The following is a 16,264-nucleotide window of genomic DNA, read 5'->3' as shown; positions in this document are numbered from 1 at the left end:
AGATGGGATTTGCTGTCACAACGGGGGCTTGAGCGAATTCAGATCCTCCGGGGGCTGAGGAACGGGATTTCTCCCTCAAGTTACGTGCGACTATCGACGCCGGGCCTTAACAAGTCCTTACCAGGTCCCGAAAAAATTTACGAATGTGTACCACTCGTGAAATCTAGGTAAATTCGCGCGGCAGATTTGATTAACCATGCCGGGCGGGCGGTCACTCGGCCAATTGCGGCAGGTTTCTGAACAGCTCGAGCGCCTCGGGATTGGCGAGCGCCTCCTTGTTCTTGATGGCGCGGCCATGCACGACGTCGCGCACCGCAAGCTCGGTGATCTTGCCCGATTTGGTGCGAGGAATGTCTGACACGGCGATGATCCTGGCCGGCACGTGGCGCGGGCTGGCGCCGGCGCGGATTTTCGCCCGGATGCGCTTCTCCAGATCCTCGTCGAGCTGAACGCCGGCGGCCAGCCGCACGAACAGCACCACGCGCACGTCATTGTCGAAATCCTGACCGATACAGAGCGCCTCCAGGATTTCCGGCATCTGCTCGACCTGATTGTAGATCTCCGCCGTGCCGATGCGCACACCACCCGGATTGAGCGTCGCGTCGGAGCGGCCATGGATGATCATGCCGCCATGAGCGGTCCACTCGGCGAAGTCGCCATGGCACCAGACATTGTCGAAGCGCTCGAAATAGGCAGCCCGGTATTTCTTGCCCTCGGGGTCGTTCCAGAAGCCGATCGGCATTGCCGGGAACGCCTTGGTGCAGACTAGTTCGCCTTTCTCCTGCCTGACCGGCTTGCCGTCGTCGTCCCAGACGTCGACAGCAAGGCCGAGGCCTGGTCCCTGGATCTCGCCGGTCCATACCGGTTCAGTCGGGACGCCGAGGACGAAGCAGGAAACGATGTCGGTGCCGCCGGAGACCGATGCCAGATGCACATTCTTCTTGATCCCGTCGTAGACGAAGCGGAAATCCTCGGGCGACAGCGGCGAGCCCGTCGAGGAGATGGCGCGCACGGTTGACAGATCATGGCTTTGGATCGGCTTGAGGCCGGCCTTGCGTACCGAATCGATGAATTTCGCCGAGGTGCCGAAGAAGGTCATCTTCTCGGCGTCGGCGAAGTCGAACAGCGCATTGCCGTTGGGGTAGAAGGGCGAGCCGTCATAGAGCAGCAGCGTCGCGCCCGAAGCGAGGCCCGACACCAGCCAGTTCCACATCATCCAGCCGCAGGTGGTGAAATAGAAGAAGCGGTCGCCGTCGAGCAGGCCTGCGTGCAGGCGATGTTCCTTGAGGTGCTGGATCAGCGTTCCGCCGGCCGAATGGACAATGCATTTGGGAATACCGGTCGTTCCGGACGAGAACAGGATGTAGAGCGGATGCGCGAACGGCAGCCGCTCGAAGGTGACCTGCCTGACCGCGAAGGGCGACAGCGCCTCTTCCATCGCCACGGCCTTTTCGATCGTATCAGCGACATCGGCCGAGGTGCCGAGATAGTCAACGACCACCACCTTGCGGACAGTGCCCAGCTTTGCGGCCACCGCGGCGATCTTGTCGGCGACCTCGATCGCCTTGCCGTTGTACCAGTAACCATCGGGGACGATGAAGACGACGGGTTCGATCTGCCCGAACCGGTCGAGAACGCCCTGCTCGCCGAAATCCGGTGAGCAGGACGACCACACCGCGCCGATAGAGGCGGTCGCGAGCATGGCGGCGACTGTTTCCGGCATGTTGGGCATCATCGCAGCGATACGGTCGCCTTTCTTGACCTTGAGCGACAAGAAGAGTTGCTGGAAGCGCGAGGTGAGCGCATGCAGTTCGTTCCAGGACAGCCGGCGCTCGACCTTGTCCTCGCCGCGAAACACGATCGCCTCTCCTGCTCCGGTCTTCTTCAGGAGGTTCTCGGCGAAATTCACCATCGCGTCGGGAAAGAAGGCCGCTCCCGGCATCTTCTCGCCAGCGACGAGCACACGCTCGCTTTCGGCGCTGCCCTTGTCGCCGACGATGCCGCAAAAATCCCAGACCAGGCTCCAGAACGCTTCGCGGTCCGCCACCGACCAACGGTGAAGGTCGGCATAGGAAGTCACGGATATGCCGCTTTTTGCAGCGGCGGCCTTCATGAAGGCGGTCAGCGGCGCAGCGTCAATCTGGTCCTGCGTCGGGGTCCAGAGTGGTACTTCGGCAGCCATGATGGGTCCTCCCAGGATCGCCACCGCTTATGCATATTGCGCCGCAGCAGAGCAAGATTTTGTTCGGCCGAGGCGTCCAGATGTGCGCAAATGCCATCGCCGGGACATAAAGACTTGAAATGCCTCGACCCTAAGTCGTAGTGACGACTAGAAGTCGCAGTGACGACTGCAAGTCGTGGTGACGGCTGGAAGCCGTGGTGACGACCGGGTTTACACCCGCCGGACGATTTTTGTCGGAACGAAAGCATACGGGGCGATATGCCATCATCTTTGATCCGACGCGGAACATGGGCGATCGGCGCTGCCGTGATCGTCATCGCGCTGGTGGTCGCCGCCCTGCCGCTGATCGCTTCGACGCGTATCGTGCGCGATCGTATCGCCTGGGAATTGAGTGCCTGGAGCGGTTTCCGGGTTGCCATCGAAGGCTCGCCGCGCATCGAGGTCTGGCCGAACTTCCGGGCGATCCTGACGGATGTGACGCTTTCGAAGTGGACCGACGTCGACGCACCGCCGGTCGTCGAGGCCGAACGGGTCGAGGTCGACCTCTCGGCCATGGCGGCGCTGCGCGGCGACGTGGTGTTTTCCACGGCGCGGCTGGTGCGGCCGACGATCAGGGTCCAGCGCACGGCGAGCGGCCTGTTCCTGCCCACCGCTCCGACCGGCGGCCGCATCGCACGCGCCATCGACGTGGCGCGCGGCGTGGTCGGTGCGGACCCCGCCAAACCCGATCTTGACAAGCTACCGGCCGACACTTTCGGCACGGTGGAGTTCAGGGACGGCCGCATGGTGGCGTCCGTCAACGGCAAGGACGAAGAGGTGCTGAGTAGCCTGAGCGGCCAGGCGACATGGGCGGCGATGAACAGCAATGCGACGCTCTCGGCGACCGGCATCTGGCGCGGCGAAAGCGTCGCCGTGGATGCCGCATCGCCGAAGCCGCTGGTGTTGTTTGCCGGCGGCATGGCGCCGCTCACCCTGTCGTTCAAGGCGGCGCCCGCCACCTTCTCCTTCGACGGCACGGCCAGCATGTCCGAAAACGCCTATTTCGACGGCCAGGCCAAGTTTTCAGCGCCCTCGTTGCGGCGTGTGCTCGAATGGTCGCAGGCCGATATCGCGCCGGGCGCCGCGATCGGCTCCGTCAGCATCTCGAGCAAGGTGACCGCGACGGCGGGGCGCGTCAAATTCGAGAACACCGCACTCTCCCTCGACAATAACCCAGGCATGGGTGCGCTGGACCTGTCGCTTGGCGACGCACAGCCGGTGATCTCCGGCACGCTCGCCTTCGACACGCTCGATCTGAGGTCGTTCCTGTCCGCCTTCACGCCGCTCGGGCCGGCAAGCGGGGCAGGTCCAAGCGAAGTCGACACGAATTTCGCCGACCGGGTCAATCTCGACCTCAGGCTGTCGGCGGCGCACGCCACGGCAGGCTCCATCCAGCTTGCCGACGTCGCCGCCACGGCGCAGGTCAAGGATGGCCTGTCCGTTTTCGACATTTCCGATGCCTCGGCCTTTGGCGGCAACATCCAGAGCAGCCTTCGCTTCGACCGCAAGCCCGAGGGCAGCCAGGTCGAGATCCGGCTGCTGGCTTCCGATATCGATGGCGGCGCTTTCGGCACGGCGGCCGGGATGACGCGGCTGGTGCCGGTCGGCACGGGGACCGTGTCCGTCATCCTCAAAGGGCCCGGCAGGACCTGGGACTCGATCTTCGAAACCGCCGACGGCTCGGTTTCGGCGACCTTCGGGCCAGGCGCGCTCAGCAAATTCAACCTGCCGGCCTTTCTCAAGCATACCGAACAGGGCGGCTTCTTCGCACTTGACGACGTCTCGGACGGGACACTGCCGATCGATGGCGCCGAACTGAAGGCCACCATCTCGAAAGGCGTGGCGAGGCTGGACAAGGCCGAAGCCAATTCGGCGAAGTACAAGATCTGGCTTTCCGGCATCGCCTCCTATGCCGGACGGGGGCTGGCGCTGTCAGGCGGTGTCATCCAGCCGGACCAGGTCGCCACGCAGGCAAACGGCCAACAAGGCCCCAAGCAATCGTCCTTCTTCGTTGGGGGGACATGGAGCACGCCGTTCATTTCGCCGATCAACCGCGGCGTGTCGGGCGAATAAGCAGCCTTTCGGCCTCGTTGTTCAAGCATGATCTCTGGACAAACGGAACCGTTTGTCCGCGAAAACCGGTTCCCACTTTTCGGGATCATGCTCAGCCTATTCGGGCATGATCTCGCCCGAAAACCGGTGCCCACTTTTCGGGATCATGCTCAGCCGCGTTGGGCGGCCTGCTCGTCGCGCTGGCGCTGGACCTCGCGACGCTTATTGGCAAGCGAAGCGACGATGACGCCGACCGCGACGACCGCGATCAGAATGGTGCAGGCGGCGTTGATCTCCGGCGTCACGCCGAGACGAACCTGGCTGTAGATCTTCATCGGCAGCGTGGTCGCACCCGGCCCCGAGGTGAAGCTGGCGATGACCAGGTCATCGAGCGAGAGCGTGAAGGCAAGCATCCACCCCGACACGATCGCGGGCAGGATGACGGGCAGCGTGATCTGGAAGAATGTCTTGACCGGCGGCGCGCCGAGATCCATCGCCGCCTCCTCGAGCGAGCGGTCGAAAGATACGAGGCGCGACTGCACGACGACGGCGACGAAGCACATCGTCAAGGTGGTGTGTGCGAGTGTGACGGTGAGGAAGCCCCGGTCGAGGCCGACAGCGACGAAGAGCAGCAACAGCGACAGGCCGGTGATGACTTCGGGCATGACCAAAGGCGCGAACACCATGCCGGAGAACAGTACCCTGCCCCGGAAACGCGTGTAGCGTGTCAGCGTCAGCGCCGCCAACGTGCCGAGCACGGTCGCCGCCGTGGCCGAAATGACGCCGACGCGCGCCGTCACCCAGGTGGCGTCCATGAGGCCCTGATTGTGGAACAGCGACACGTACCATTTGGTCGAAAAGCCGCCCCAGACGGTGACCAGCTTGGATTCGTTGAAGGAGAACACGATGAGCAGCACGATCGGCAGATAGAGGAAGGCGAAACCGAGCACGATCGAGGTGATGTTGAAGCGGCTCCAGCTGCTGTTCATTTGTCCTGCTCCTGCGCCTTCGCCTGGGCTTGCTGGAAGATCATGATCGGGACCGTCAGCAACAGCAGCAGGATGACCGCAACGGCTGAAGAGACCGGCCAGTCGCGATTGGCGAAGAACTCGTTCCACAACGTCTTGCCGATCATCAGCGTCTGCGAACCGCCAAGCAGATCGGGAATAACGAATTCGCCGACCGCCGGAATGAACACCAGCAGGCAGCCGGCGATGACGCCGGGCAATGACAGCGGGAACGTGATCTTCCAGAATGCACTGGTCGGCGGACAACCAAGGTCCTTGGCCGCCTCGATCAGCGAATAATCCATTTTTTCCAGCGACGAATAGAGCGGCAGCACCATGAACGGCAGGTAGGAGTAGACGATGCCGATGAAAATCGCCGTATAGGTGTTGAGGATGACCAGCGGCTGGTTGATCAGATGCAGCGACAGAAGCAACTGATTGAGCAGCCCCTCGGGCTTCAGGATGCCGATCCAGGCATAGACCCGGATCAGGAACGAGGTCCAGAACGGCAGGATGACCAGCATCAGCAAGGTCGGGCGGATCGTCGCCGGCGCGCGGGCCATGCCGTAGGCTATGGGATAGCCGACGATCAGCGTCAGCACGGTCGAGATCGCCGCGATGATCAAGCTGGTGACATAGGCGTTGAAGTAGAGCGCGTCCTGCGTCAGCCAGGCATAGTTGTCGAAGTTGAGATCGCGAAAGCCCGCGAAGAAGCCGGAGACGCCATCGCTGAAATCAAGCACCGGCGTATAGGGCGGCATGGCGATCGCCGTCTGCGACAACGAGATCTTGAAGACGATGATGAAGGGGACGAGGAAGAAGAACAGCAGCCAGAGATAGGGAATGAAGATGACGAGACGGTTGACGAAGCCGGCGCCCAGCCGCGCCAGCAACGGTTTTGCCGCGGCCGGTAGGGCGGCGTCGGTGGCGGCGATGTCGGACATGTCAGCCCCCTACCGCGTCAGTACGACGCCGGCATCCGGCCGAAAAGAGACCCAGGCGCGGTCGTTCCAGGTCAGCGGGTCCTCGGTGATGCGCGCCGCGTTCAAGGCGCTTGCCCGCACGAGTTGCCCGTCGTCCAGCCGGACGTGATAGACGGTCATGTCGCCGAGATAGGCGATGTCGTAAACCTCGCCCTCCAGCGCATTGACGCCATCGGCCGGCTTCTTGGACGACACCTTGATCTTCTCCGGCCTGATCGCGAAGACGATATCGGCGCCCGCGGCGGCGGCATTGCCGGCATTCTCGACGAGGATCTGGGCGCCGGTCGCTCCGGTGATGCGCGCCGTCTTGTCCGTCCGTTCGGCAACCTTGCCCTCGAACATGTTCACGTTGCCGACGAAATGCGCGACGAAGCGCGACGCCGGGGCCTCGTAGACTTCCGCCGGCGTCGCGACCTGCATGACCTCGCCCTTGTCCATGATGGCGATACGGTCGGCCATGGTCATGGCCTCTTCCTGGTCGTGGGTGACAACGACGAAGGTGAGGCCGAGTTCCTGCTGAAGGTCCATCAGTTCGAACTGCGTCTCCTCGCGCAGCTTCTTGTCGAGCGCGCCGAGCGGCTCGTCGAGCAGCAGCACCTTCGGCCGCTTGGCGACCGAACGGGCGAGCGCGACACGTTGGCGCTGGCCGCCGGAGAGCTGGTGCGGCTTGCGCTTGGCGAACTGCTCGAGCTTGACCAGCTTGAGCATCTCGGCGACGCGCTTTTCGACGTCTGGCTTGGCCATCCCTTCCTGCTTGAGGCCGAAGGCGATGTTGTTCTCCACAGTCATATGCGGAAACAGGGCATAGGACTGGAACATCATGTTGACCGGCCGGCGATAAGGCGGGATGCCGCGCAGATCCTGGCCGTCGAGCAGGATGCGGCCGGCCGTCGGCTCCTCGAAGCCGGCGAGCATCCTGAGCAGCGTCGATTTTCCGCAACCGGAGGCGCCGAGCAGGGCGAAGAACTCGCGCTCGAATATGGTCAGCGAGAGATTGTTCACGGCGGTGAAGTCGCCGAACTTCTTGGAGACATTGTCGAACTGAATGTATGGCTTGGCGTTCGGATCGTTCCAAGGCGCGAAATCCCTGCGGATGCTGCCAAGCGATTTCATGTGCCCACTCCGCTGCTGTTTTGCCCCATCGAAAAGAAGGAGACCCGGCAGGGTGACTGCCGGGCCTCCTCGGACTGACTACTGACCGGTGACGATTTTGGTCCAGGTGCGCGTGATGACGCGCTGGGTCTTGGGATCGTAGGGCGAGATCGTAAAGAGCTTCTGCAAGGTCGCGGCGTCCGGGTAGACAGCGGGATCCTCCAGAAGCGCCTTGTCGACGAATTGCTGGGAAGCCTTGTTGCCGTTGGCATAGAGCACGGCGTTCGACGATTTGGCGATCACCTCCGGCTTCATCATATAGTTCAGGAACTCATGCGCCTCGGCGACATGCGGCGCATCGGCAGGGATTGCCATCTGGTCGAACCACATTTCGGCGCCTTCCTTCGGCACGGCGTAGCCGATCTCGACGCCCTGCTTGGCCTCCTCGGCACGGTTGCGCGCCTGGAACACGTCGCCCGACCAGCCAACCGCCAGGCAGATATCGCCATTGGCCAGAGCGTTGATGTATTCGGAGGAATGGAACTTCCTGATGTAGGGCCTGATCTTCATCATCAATTCCTCGGCCTTGGCAAAATCGTCCGGCGACGTGGTCTCAGGATTGATGCCGAGATATTTGAAGGCGGTCGGGAAGATGTCGGTCGGCGAATCCAGGACATAGACGCCGCAATCCTTCAGCTTAGCCAGCTTTTCCGGATTGAAGAACACGTCCCAGCTGTCGATCTTGTCGGTGCCGAGCGCTGCCTGCACCTTCTTGACGTTGTAGCCGAGGCCGACCGTGCCCCACATGTAATTGATCGAATATTCGTTGCCCGGATCGTATTTGGCGGTCCGTTCCGAAACCGTGTCCCACATGTTGGAGAGGTTCGGCAGTTTCGACTTGTCGAGCTTCTGGAACACGCCGGCCTGGATCTGGCGGGCAAGGAAATTGCCGCTCGGCACGACGACGTCATAGCCGCTGCCGCCGGCAAGCAATTTGGTTTCCAGGATCTCATTGGAATCGAACGTGTCGTAGACCACCTTGATGCCGGTCTGCTTGGTGAAATCGTCGATGACCGTGGGGTCTATATAGTCCGACCAGTTGAAGACATTGACGACGCGGTCCTCGGCGTGGCCGCCGAGCGTAAAGAGCGCCAGAAATGCCGAAGTCGCCGAAAGCCAGAGCGCTTTGCGGATCATGCTATTCTCCTTTGGTGAGTGTTCCATCGCCGGCGCGTCGCGGTATCCGCGCGGCCGGGCATTTGCTTCAGACTATTGAGCTTTCCAGGAGGCGACAAGCGCCAATTGCCGCGCCGCCGGCTGTCGCAAGCGATGCTCGCGCGCCACTGTCCTGGGCTGGAAGGAGTCGCCGCATCGTCAGAAGCTTTCGCCGCCGCGCAGGCAGAAATACTGGGATGTGATCCGGTCTCGATCGGGTCGCCGGGGAGACTTGGCAAGATAAGCCTGTCTTGTTGTTGCCGTGGTCCCAGCCTGCCCGCGCGGCAGCGAACTTGTCAATGGCAAAGCTAGGGCGCCGCATCAATTCGGCGACGGCACGCCGGTGACCCCTGCCCTGACTGGCCGCGTCTGTCGCTTGAACTCCAGTCCGATATGGACGAGCAGCGCCGTGACCACCACCGCGCCGCCGAGGATGGTGCGGCCCGACGGCACCTCGGAGTGGATCAGCCACACCCATATCGGCCCGAGGATCGGCTCGAACGTACCCAACAGCGCGGCGACGGCGGCCGGGATCAGCCTCGCGCCGGTGGCGAAGAAAGCGAGGCCAAGGCCCAGATTAACCACCCCGAACACGAAGAGAAAACCCATGTCGATGCCCGATACGGCGAAGGTCGAAGCCTGCGAGGCGGCAAAACCCGCCGCCAGGATCGTGCCGAGGCAGGTCGCCGGCGTCATGCGCACGCTGGAAAAGCGCCGGGTGATGACCGTGGCGATCGAGAACATGACGGCGATCAGCAGCGCCAGCCCGTCGCCCATGGGCGAAACGGCGCCATCCAGCGATTCCGACACCATGATGGCGACACCGGCGATGACGGCGGCAATCGCCAGCCAGGTCGCGACCGCCACTCTTTCGCGAAAGAGCGCCCAGGCAAACAGCGCCGCAAGCAGCGGCACGCCGGCCTGCATCAACAGGATGTTGGCGACGGTGGTGTAGGCAAGCGCCACGACGAAAGAAGTCGACGCGGTGGCGAAGCAGAAGCCCACGGCAAGGCCGGGCAGGCCCATGCCGCGAAACGACCTCAGCATGCCGCGCCAGCCGTCACGCCAGACCATGAAGCAGAGCAGGAAGGCGGCCGCCCACACGGAACGCCAGAACACCACCGTCCAGCTGTCGCCGGCGGTGATGAAGCGGGCGATCGTGCCGCCGAAACTCCACATCAATGCCGACAGGAACACGAGCAGGAAGCCGATGCGCTCCTCCCGCTGCGGGACGGTCGATGAACGAGCGATCGGCGATGATGCTGTGTCGGTCATGGGTACGACTGTCGATGTTTGAGAACGGCACAATGCGCAAGGGACGACAAAAACGTACCTCATTCGCGTAACGCAAAGGCGCGGGCCCGGCGTGATCCAGAGACCGCCGGCGATTGTGGCAAGTCCGCCTTGCGAAGCGTCACTGGAAATCGAAGGCGCTCAGGCCTGTCACCATCTCGTCGAGGCCAAGCGGGCGCGTCACCGGCGGCTCGGCGCGCGTCAGGCAGCCGACGCGCTCGCAAAGCCGGCAGGCGGGCCCGACCGGCGTCGCCGCTACCGCGCCAGCTCCGCCTTTTCCGGCCGTCGGGCCGGGAAGTGCCGCACCGTAGACGATGTCGTCGCGAAAGCCGATGTCGCACCCCAGCAGCAGCGCAGTACGGCGCGGCCGCTCGGAGAACGCGCCTTGCGGCCCTTCCAGCGTGCGGGCGATGCAGAGGAACTCGGCGCCGTCGGGCATTTCCACCGCTTCCACGAAAATCTGGCCGGGCTGGCTGAAGGCGACGTGCACGGGAAGCTTGGGACAAGCGCCACCGAAGCGGCTTTGCGGAAAGCCCAGGCTGCCGGCTTTGCGGAAGCGATTGCCGGCATTGTCGATCTCCAGCATGAAGAACGGCACGGCCGAGGCGCCTTGCCGCTGCAGCGTGGTCAGCCGGTTGGCCGCCTGCTCGAAGGAAACGCCGAAGCGCGAGCGCAGCACGTCGATATCGTAGCGGGCACGAACGGCCGCCGCGTGGAAAGCCTGGTAAGGCATCATCAGCGCATGCGCCGCGTAGCGCCCGAGTTCGAACCGGGCGAGGCGGCGGGCCTCATCTGTGGACAGTTTCAACGCCTGGATCTCGCCGGCTATCGCGACGGTCATGCGGATCAGGCATGCCTCCATCGCCATTTCGCGTAACTGGTCGAACGGCGACAGGCGCTCGGACAGGAACAGGCGCTGCGAATGGCGATCGTAGCGGCGGCGCCAGTTCGGCATGGTGGCGACCGGCAGCACCTTGACGACGATGCCGTATTCGCGCTTCAGCCAGCCCTTCAGCGCAGCAGACAAATCATCGCCGGGATCGAGCACCGAAGTGAATGCTTCCGCCTCTTCCTCGATATGCGCAAAATGGTTCGGCCGACGCTCGAAAATCTCATGCACCTCGTCGATCGGCAGGCGGGCGCTGGAAAGCGCCGTCACCCGCCCCTCGCGCGCAAGAAGCTCGTTGAGATCGGACAGGCGCTCGGCCTGTTCGCGATAGGCACGGAACAGTTTTATCACGGCCGCGGAGGCATTGGGCGCGGCTTCGGCAAGCTCGATCAGTTCCTGGTCTCCCGGCAATTCGCCAGCCAGCAGCGGATCGGCAAACACTTCCCTCAAGGCCGCGACAGAGCCGCCCGCTTCGCCCTGCAGCTCATGCGGATCGACCTTGTAGACGGACGCCAGCTTCAGGATCAACTGCACCGTCAGCGGCCGCTGGTTGCGCTCGATCAGGTTGAGATAGGATGGCGAGATGCCCAGGCCTCCGGCCATTGCCGTCTGGGTCAGGCCCTTGGCGTTGCGGATGCGGCGGATACGCGGCCCGGCAAATATCTTCTGGTCGGCCATACGGCTCCTTGACAGGAATTTACATTGCAGTCGCTGCTACGCTTCCATGCGACTTTTTACAATAATTACAAATTTACCTCGCCCGTCTGTCAAACACAATACAGATTTTCCCTTATTCAAGGCCTGATTCTTCGATTTGCATGGTTCTTTTCGCCTCGCACTGTAAATTCGGTCACATTCGAACGCGGCGAGGAATGCCGCCGAGCCGCAAAGAAACAATCCTCCGGAGTAGAGCATGACTGATTTTTACAACCTCGTCCCCTCGGCCCCCGAGGGCCGCTTCGATGGCATCGAACGCCCCTATTCGCCGGAGGATGTGACGCGACTGCGCGGCTCGGTGCAGATCCGCCAGAGCCTGGCGGAAATGGGCGCCAACCGGCTGTGGAAGCTCATCCACGAGGAGGACTTCGTCAACGCGCTCGGCGCCATGTCCGGCAACCAGGCGATGCAGCAGGTGCGCGCCGGGCTGAAGGCGATCTACCTGTCTGGCTGGCAGGTCGCCGCCGACGCCAACACCGCCTCGGCCATGTATCCGGACCAGTCGCTCTACCCGGCCAACGCTGCCCCCGAACTCGTCAAGCGCATCAACCGCACCTTGCAGCGCGCCGACCAGATCGAGACCTCCGAAGGCAAGGGGCTTTCGGTCGATACCTGGTTCGCACCTGTTGTCGCCGATGCCGAAGCCGGCTTCGGTGGGCCGCTCAACGCTTTCGAGATCATGAAGGCGTTCATCGAGGCAGGTGCCGCCGGCGTCCATTACGAGGATCAATTGGCGTCGGAAAAGAAGTGCGGCCATCTCGGCGGCAAGGTGCTGATCCCTACCGCGGCCCACATCCGCAACCTCAATGCCGCACGCCTGGCAGCCGACGTGATGGGCACGCCCACCCTGGTCGTGGCGCGCACGGACGCGGAAGCGGCGAAGCTGCTCACCTCCGACATCGACGAGCGCGACCAGCCCTTCGTCGACTACGACGCCGGCCGCACGGTGGAAGGCTTCTACCAGGTGAGGAACGGTATCGAGCCCTGCATCGCGCGCGCCGTCGCCTACGCTCCCCACGCCGACCTTATCTGGTGCGAAACCTCGAAGCCCGACCTGGCGCAGGCGAGGAGATTTGCCGAGGGCGTGCACAGGCATCACCCCGGCAAGCTGCTGGCCTATAATTGCTCGCCTTCGTTCAACTGGAAGAAGAACCTCGACGACGCCACGATCGCCAGGTTCCAGAAAGAGCTCGGCGCCATGGGCTACAAGTTCCAGTTCATCACGCTGGCCGGTTTCCACCAGCTCAATTACGGCATGTTCGAACTCGCCCGCGGCTACAAGGAGCGGCAGATGGCAGCCTATTCGGAGTTGCAGGAAGCCGAGTTCGCGGCGGAGGCCAACGGCTACACCGCGACCAAGCACCAACGCGAGGTCGGCACCGGCTATTTCGATGCCGTGTCGATGGCGATCACCGGCGGACGGTCATCGACCACGGCCATGCATGAATCGACCGAGCACGCCCAGTTCAAACCGGCTGCGGAATAGCAAACCAGGGATCTCGGCAAACGCCCAAGGGCATACAGCAAGGAGAAGACCAATGGCATCGATAAGCCGCGTCAAGGAACGGGCCGAAGAGCAGTCGACCACGATGAGCATCGACCAGCAAGCGACGATCCGCATGCTGGCCAACGATCTGCACCGGCTCAACCAGTCGGTGATGAAGGCGGTGGAAGCCGGCGTCTCGGTCGAGCTGGTGCGCTCGGCACGACACCATGGCGGCGACGGCAATTGGGGGGACCTGTTGATCCCGGTCATCGTCACGCAGCAAAGCCATGGCTGATCGAAGATCGCGCAGGCCCGCCTCTCACCTGCGCCGTGTATGCGCAGGTGAATTTTATTTTCATGCAACCCAGGAATGGACAGAGCAGTACAGTACTGTTGCTTGAATTGACTGCTGCGGGAATGCTTTCCCCCAGCTTTTTATTTCGGCTTGACAGGGACCGCGATCTCACGCCAATTGTCGCCTGATTTCAACTCTGCATTGAAATGGGACGAGTTTCTTGGCTGACTTGGGTGCCCAGTGAAGCGTGACGACGAAAGCGCGAGACATCCGAATCTGGTGAGCCGGGATTCAGCCACGGAGACGATCCGTCAGACCTCGCAGGTGCTCGTTGTCGGCAAGTCGCCGATCAATCGGGTGGTGATTTCCAAGATCGTCGAGCGGTCCGGGCTCAAGCCGATCTCGGAATCACCCGACATGGCGGCGAAGACCTTGCGCTTGCTGGCCCTGGCCGTGATTGTCCTGGACGGCGGCGCCGATAACAGGGACTGCGACACTCTGATGCCCGGCATCGAGATGTTGCGGCGGGCTTCGGGTAAATCGCTCCCTCCGGTGGTACTGCTTTCAACCAAGAACGGCACGCCGGAGAGCCTTGGCCTTTCAAACGTCGTCGACGCGGTGGTGGCCAAACCGATTACGCCCGAGCGATTGCAGCCGGTGATTGATCGGCTGGTCAACCGCTGAGAGCGGCAAGCAAGCCCTATCCGGCGAGGCTTTCGATCAGTTCGGGTAGTTGTCCGAGATCGGAGATCTGCCGGAAGCGCGGTTCGGCAATCGGCGCTTCGACATGTTCAAGCACCCAGGTCAATTCGTGCGGCACATGAACGCCCCAGCCGCCGGCTTCGATGGCCGGCACCACATCGGACTTCAGCGAATTGCCGACCATCATGCTCCTGGCCGGGCCGTCGCCATGGCGACTGAAAACGCGCGCATAGGTAGCCGCGTTCTTGTCGCTGACGATCTCGATAGCGTCGAACAGATCGCCAAGGCCGGACCCGGCCAGCTTGCGTTCTTGGTCGAACAGATCACCCTTGGTGATCAGCACGAGGCGATAGGCGCCGGCGAGCCGTTCCACGGTCTCGCGCGCATGCGGCAAGACCTCGATCGGGTGGCTCAGCATCTCGCGGCCGGCGCCGAGGATCTCCGATATGACCGAAGCCGGCACGCGGGCTTGCGTGACCTCGATCGCCGTCTCGATCATCGACAGCGTGAACCCCTTGATGCCGAAACCGTAGACGGCAAGATTGCGTCTCTCCGCCTCCAGCAGCCGTGCCGAGATATGTTCCTCTTCGCCGTGATCGGCAAGCATGGCGGCAAAGCGCTTCTCGGTCATGCGGAAGAACTGTTCGTTCTGCCACAGCGTATCGTCGGCATCGAAGCCTATGGTGGTCAGTTCGCCGGTCTTCTGCATCGACGCCTTCTCGTATGTGAACGAGGCTGAACCTAATCTCGCAGCCGCGATTTTCAACCGCAACGGCCAATGCCGGCTGCTCCCCTTCCCTTCGGTCGCCGGGCACAGCTATACTCCTAAATCCGCAACCCAATCTGGTGAATGATGCCGCCTGCAAAAAAGGAAGTCCGTCCGTCGAGCCGCGGAGGGCGCGCCCGCACGCCTGCCTTCGTGAAAAACCTGCGTGGTGTGAAGAACTGGAAGGAAGTCAGCGAATGGCTGGAATGGCGCGGCATCGAAGACATCGAATGCATTACACCTGACCAGGCCGGCGTTGCCCGCGGCAAGATGATGCCGTCAAAGAAATTCACCTCCAACACCTCGCTGGCGCTGCCTTCAGCCGTATTCATGACCACCATCTCAGGCGGCTATCCCGAAGACGGCAACGGCTTCCATTATCCGGAGGACGACGGCGACCTCAAGCTCATGCCGGACCTGTCGACGCTGACGGTGGTGCCTTGGGAGGAAGACCCGACGGCGGCCGTCATCTGCGACCTCGTCCACCAGGACGGCCGTTCGGTGGAATTCACGCCGCGCAACGTCTTGAAGCGTGTTCTGGCCGCCTATGACAGGCGCGGGCTGAAACCGGTGGTGGCGCCCGAGATCGAGTTCTATCTGGTGCGCAAGAACCCGGATCCGGATTATCCGCTGACGCCGCCCGTCGGCCGTTCGGGGCGGGCGATCGGCGGCGGCGCCGGTTATTCGATCGCCGGCGTCAACGAGTTCGACGAGCTGATCGACGACATCTATCATTTTTCCGAAAGCCAGGGCCTGGAGATCGACACGCTCATCCATGAGGAGGGCGCCGGCCAGCTCGAGATCAATTTGCGCCACGGCGATCCCGTCGAACTCGCCGACCAGGTGTTCATGTTCAAGCGCACTATTCGCGAGGCGGCGCTGAAACACGAAATCTACGCCACCTTCATGGCCAAGCCGATCCAGGGTCAGCCGGGCTCCGCCATGCACATCCATCAGTCGATCATCGACAAGAAGACGGGCAAGAACATCTTCTCGGCCGAGGACGGCTCGGAAACCGAGGACTTCTTCCATTTCATCGGGGGCATGCAGAAGCATGTGCCGAACGCGCTGGTCATGTTTGCGCCCTACGTCAATTCCTACCGCCGGCTGACGCAGTCCGCCTCGGCTCCGGTCAACAACAAATGGGGCTACGATAATCGCACAACGGCATTCCGCGTGCCGCGCTCGGATCCGGCGGCGCGCCGCGTCGAAAACCGCATCCCCTCCTCCGACGCCAATCCCTATCTGGCAATGGCCGCTTCGCTCGCCTGCGGGCTGATCGGCATCACCAACAAGATCAAGGCCGAACCTCCGGTGCTGACCACCGCCAATGCCGACGAGATCGACCTGCCGCGCAGCCTGCTCGAAGCCGTCGACCTGTTCGAGGGCGACGAGGAACTCTGCGCGCTTTTGGGCAAGTCCTTCGCCGCGACCTATGCGGCGATCAAGCGGGCGGAATTCGAGACGTTCATGGAAGTGATCAGTCCTTGGGAGAGGGAGTATTTGTTGCTCAATGTGTAGGGGAGTAGGGGAGTAGGGGAGTAGG

General features: G+C 62.6%; 13 protein-coding genes. 5 read left to right on the top strand and 8 right to left on the bottom strand.

Features of this window, described 5'->3' with window-relative positions:
* Positions 1 to 211 precede the first annotated feature (211 nt).
* On the bottom strand, positions 212 to 2,182 hold the full coding sequence (locus FJ953_RS26795) for an acetoacetate--CoA ligase (protein WP_140625421.1): 1,971 nt from the start codon (positions 2,180 to 2,182) through the stop codon (positions 212 to 214).
* 258 nt (positions 2,183 to 2,440) lie between these two features.
* Here FJ953_RS26795 and FJ953_RS26790 point away from each other — a divergent pair, with 258 nt between their 5' ends.
* The gene (locus FJ953_RS26790; protein ID WP_140498521.1) at positions 2,441 to 4,294 is read left to right on the top strand and encodes an AsmA family protein; all 1,854 of its coding nucleotides are present in this window, start codon (positions 2,441 to 2,443) and stop codon (positions 4,292 to 4,294) included.
* A 149-nt stretch (positions 4,295 to 4,443) separates the two neighbouring features.
* Here FJ953_RS26790 and FJ953_RS26785 read toward each other — a convergent pair whose 3' ends face one another.
* The 6 genes from FJ953_RS26785 to FJ953_RS26760 form a co-directional block, all read right to left on the bottom strand.
* Positions 4,444 to 5,262: an ABC transporter permease subunit gene (locus tag FJ953_RS26785; RefSeq protein WP_140513402.1), complete on the bottom strand. Its 819-nt coding sequence runs from the start codon at positions 5,260 to 5,262 to the stop codon at positions 4,444 to 4,446.
* Positions 5,259 to 6,224 (bottom strand): ABC transporter permease subunit, encoded by a 966-nt coding sequence (locus FJ953_RS26780; RefSeq protein WP_140498523.1) that lies wholly within the window; start codon positions 6,222 to 6,224, stop codon positions 5,259 to 5,261. The genes FJ953_RS26785 and FJ953_RS26780 overlap by 4 nt, the downstream gene beginning before the upstream one ends.
* Before the next feature lie 9 nt (positions 6,225 to 6,233).
* A complete protein-coding gene (locus tag FJ953_RS26775) occupies positions 6,234 to 7,376 on the bottom strand; it encodes an ABC transporter ATP-binding protein (protein ID WP_140513400.1) in 1,143 nt (380 codons plus the stop codon).
* A 78-nt stretch (positions 7,377 to 7,454) separates the two neighbouring features.
* Positions 7,455 to 8,552, bottom strand: a complete 1,098-nt coding sequence (locus FJ953_RS26770) for a polyamine ABC transporter substrate-binding protein (RefSeq protein ID WP_140625420.1) — start codon at positions 8,550 to 8,552, stop codon at positions 7,455 to 7,457.
* Between the two features lie 339 nt (positions 8,553 to 8,891).
* The gene (locus FJ953_RS26765) at positions 8,892 to 9,845 is read right to left on the bottom strand and encodes a DMT family transporter (RefSeq protein WP_140625419.1); all 954 of its coding nucleotides are present in this window, start codon (positions 9,843 to 9,845) and stop codon (positions 8,892 to 8,894) included.
* Positions 9,846 to 9,984: 139 nt separating this feature from the next.
* Positions 9,985 to 11,430, bottom strand: a complete 1,446-nt coding sequence (locus tag FJ953_RS26760) for an XRE family transcriptional regulator (protein ID WP_140625418.1) — start codon at positions 11,428 to 11,430, stop codon at positions 9,985 to 9,987.
* A gap of 235 nt (positions 11,431 to 11,665) precedes the next feature.
* On the opposite strand from FJ953_RS26760, the gene aceA reads away from it, so the two are divergent.
* The 3 genes from aceA (at position 11,666) to FJ953_RS26745 (ending at position 13,934) form a co-directional block, all read left to right on the top strand.
* The gene (aceA, locus tag FJ953_RS26755) at positions 11,666 to 12,955 is read left to right on the top strand and encodes an isocitrate lyase (protein WP_140498528.1); all 1,290 of its coding nucleotides are present in this window, start codon (positions 11,666 to 11,668) and stop codon (positions 12,953 to 12,955) included.
* 52 nt (positions 12,956 to 13,007) lie between these two features.
* Positions 13,008 to 13,250: a hypothetical protein gene (locus tag FJ953_RS26750; protein WP_140498529.1), complete on the top strand. Its 243-nt coding sequence runs from the start codon at positions 13,008 to 13,010 to the stop codon at positions 13,248 to 13,250.
* A gap of 240 nt (positions 13,251 to 13,490) precedes the next feature.
* Entirely contained in the window at positions 13,491 to 13,934 is a 444-nt protein-coding gene (locus FJ953_RS26745; RefSeq protein WP_140525262.1) for a response regulator, read from the top strand.
* 16 nt (positions 13,935 to 13,950) lie between these two features.
* Here FJ953_RS26745 and FJ953_RS26740 read toward each other — a convergent pair whose 3' ends face one another.
* The gene (locus FJ953_RS26740) at positions 13,951 to 14,661 is read right to left on the bottom strand and encodes an HAD family hydrolase (RefSeq protein ID WP_140498531.1); all 711 of its coding nucleotides are present in this window, start codon (positions 14,659 to 14,661) and stop codon (positions 13,951 to 13,953) included.
* A gap of 141 nt (positions 14,662 to 14,802) precedes the next feature.
* Between FJ953_RS26740 and FJ953_RS26735 the strand changes: the two genes are divergently transcribed.
* Positions 14,803 to 16,239 (top strand): glutamine synthetase family protein, encoded by a 1,437-nt coding sequence (locus FJ953_RS26735; protein WP_181168425.1) that lies wholly within the window; start codon positions 14,803 to 14,805, stop codon positions 16,237 to 16,239.
* Positions 16,240 to 16,264 lie beyond the last annotated feature (25 nt).

Source organism: Mesorhizobium sp. B2-3-6 (assembly GCF_006442305.1).
Lineage (GTDB): Bacteria > Pseudomonadota > Alphaproteobacteria > Rhizobiales > Rhizobiaceae > Mesorhizobium.
Note: the sequence above shows the minus strand (reverse complement) of the source record. Positions and strands in the feature narration are given on the sequence as shown.

Bases quoted from the DNA above. Each gene is read 5' to 3' on its own strand.
- FJ953_RS26795 (WP_140625421.1), bottom strand. From the start codon at position 2,182: ATGGCTGCCGAAGTACCACTCTGGACCCCGACGCAGGACCAGATTGAC.
- FJ953_RS26790 (WP_140498521.1), top strand. From the start codon at position 2,441: ATGCCATCATCTTTGATCCGACGCGGAACATGGGCGATCGGCGCTGCC.
- FJ953_RS26785 (WP_140513402.1), bottom strand. From the start codon at position 5,262: ATGAACAGCAGCTGGAGCCGCTTCAACATCACCTCGATCGTGCTCGGT.
- FJ953_RS26780 (WP_140498523.1), bottom strand. From the start codon at position 6,224: ATGTCCGACATCGCCGCCACCGACGCCGCCCTACCGGCCGCGGCAAAA.
- FJ953_RS26775 (WP_140513400.1), bottom strand. From the start codon at position 7,376: ATGAAATCGCTTGGCAGCATCCGCAGGGATTTCGCGCCTTGGAACGAT.
- FJ953_RS26770 (WP_140625420.1), bottom strand. From the start codon at position 8,552: ATGATCCGCAAAGCGCTCTGGCTTTCGGCGACTTCGGCATTTCTGGCG.
- FJ953_RS26765 (WP_140625419.1), bottom strand. From the start codon at position 9,845: ATGACCGACACAGCATCATCGCCGATCGCTCGTTCATCGACCGTCCCG.
- FJ953_RS26760 (WP_140625418.1), bottom strand. From the start codon at position 11,430: ATGGCCGACCAGAAGATATTTGCCGGGCCGCGTATCCGCCGCATCCGC.
- aceA (WP_140498528.1), top strand. From the start codon at position 11,666: ATGACTGATTTTTACAACCTCGTCCCCTCGGCCCCCGAGGGCCGCTTC.
- FJ953_RS26750 (WP_140498529.1), top strand. From the start codon at position 13,008: ATGGCATCGATAAGCCGCGTCAAGGAACGGGCCGAAGAGCAGTCGACC.
- FJ953_RS26740 (WP_140498531.1), bottom strand. From the start codon at position 14,661: ATGCAGAAGACCGGCGAACTGACCACCATAGGCTTCGATGCCGACGAT.
- FJ953_RS26735 (WP_181168425.1), top strand. From the start codon at position 14,803: ATGATGCCGCCTGCAAAAAAGGAAGTCCGTCCGTCGAGCCGCGGAGGG.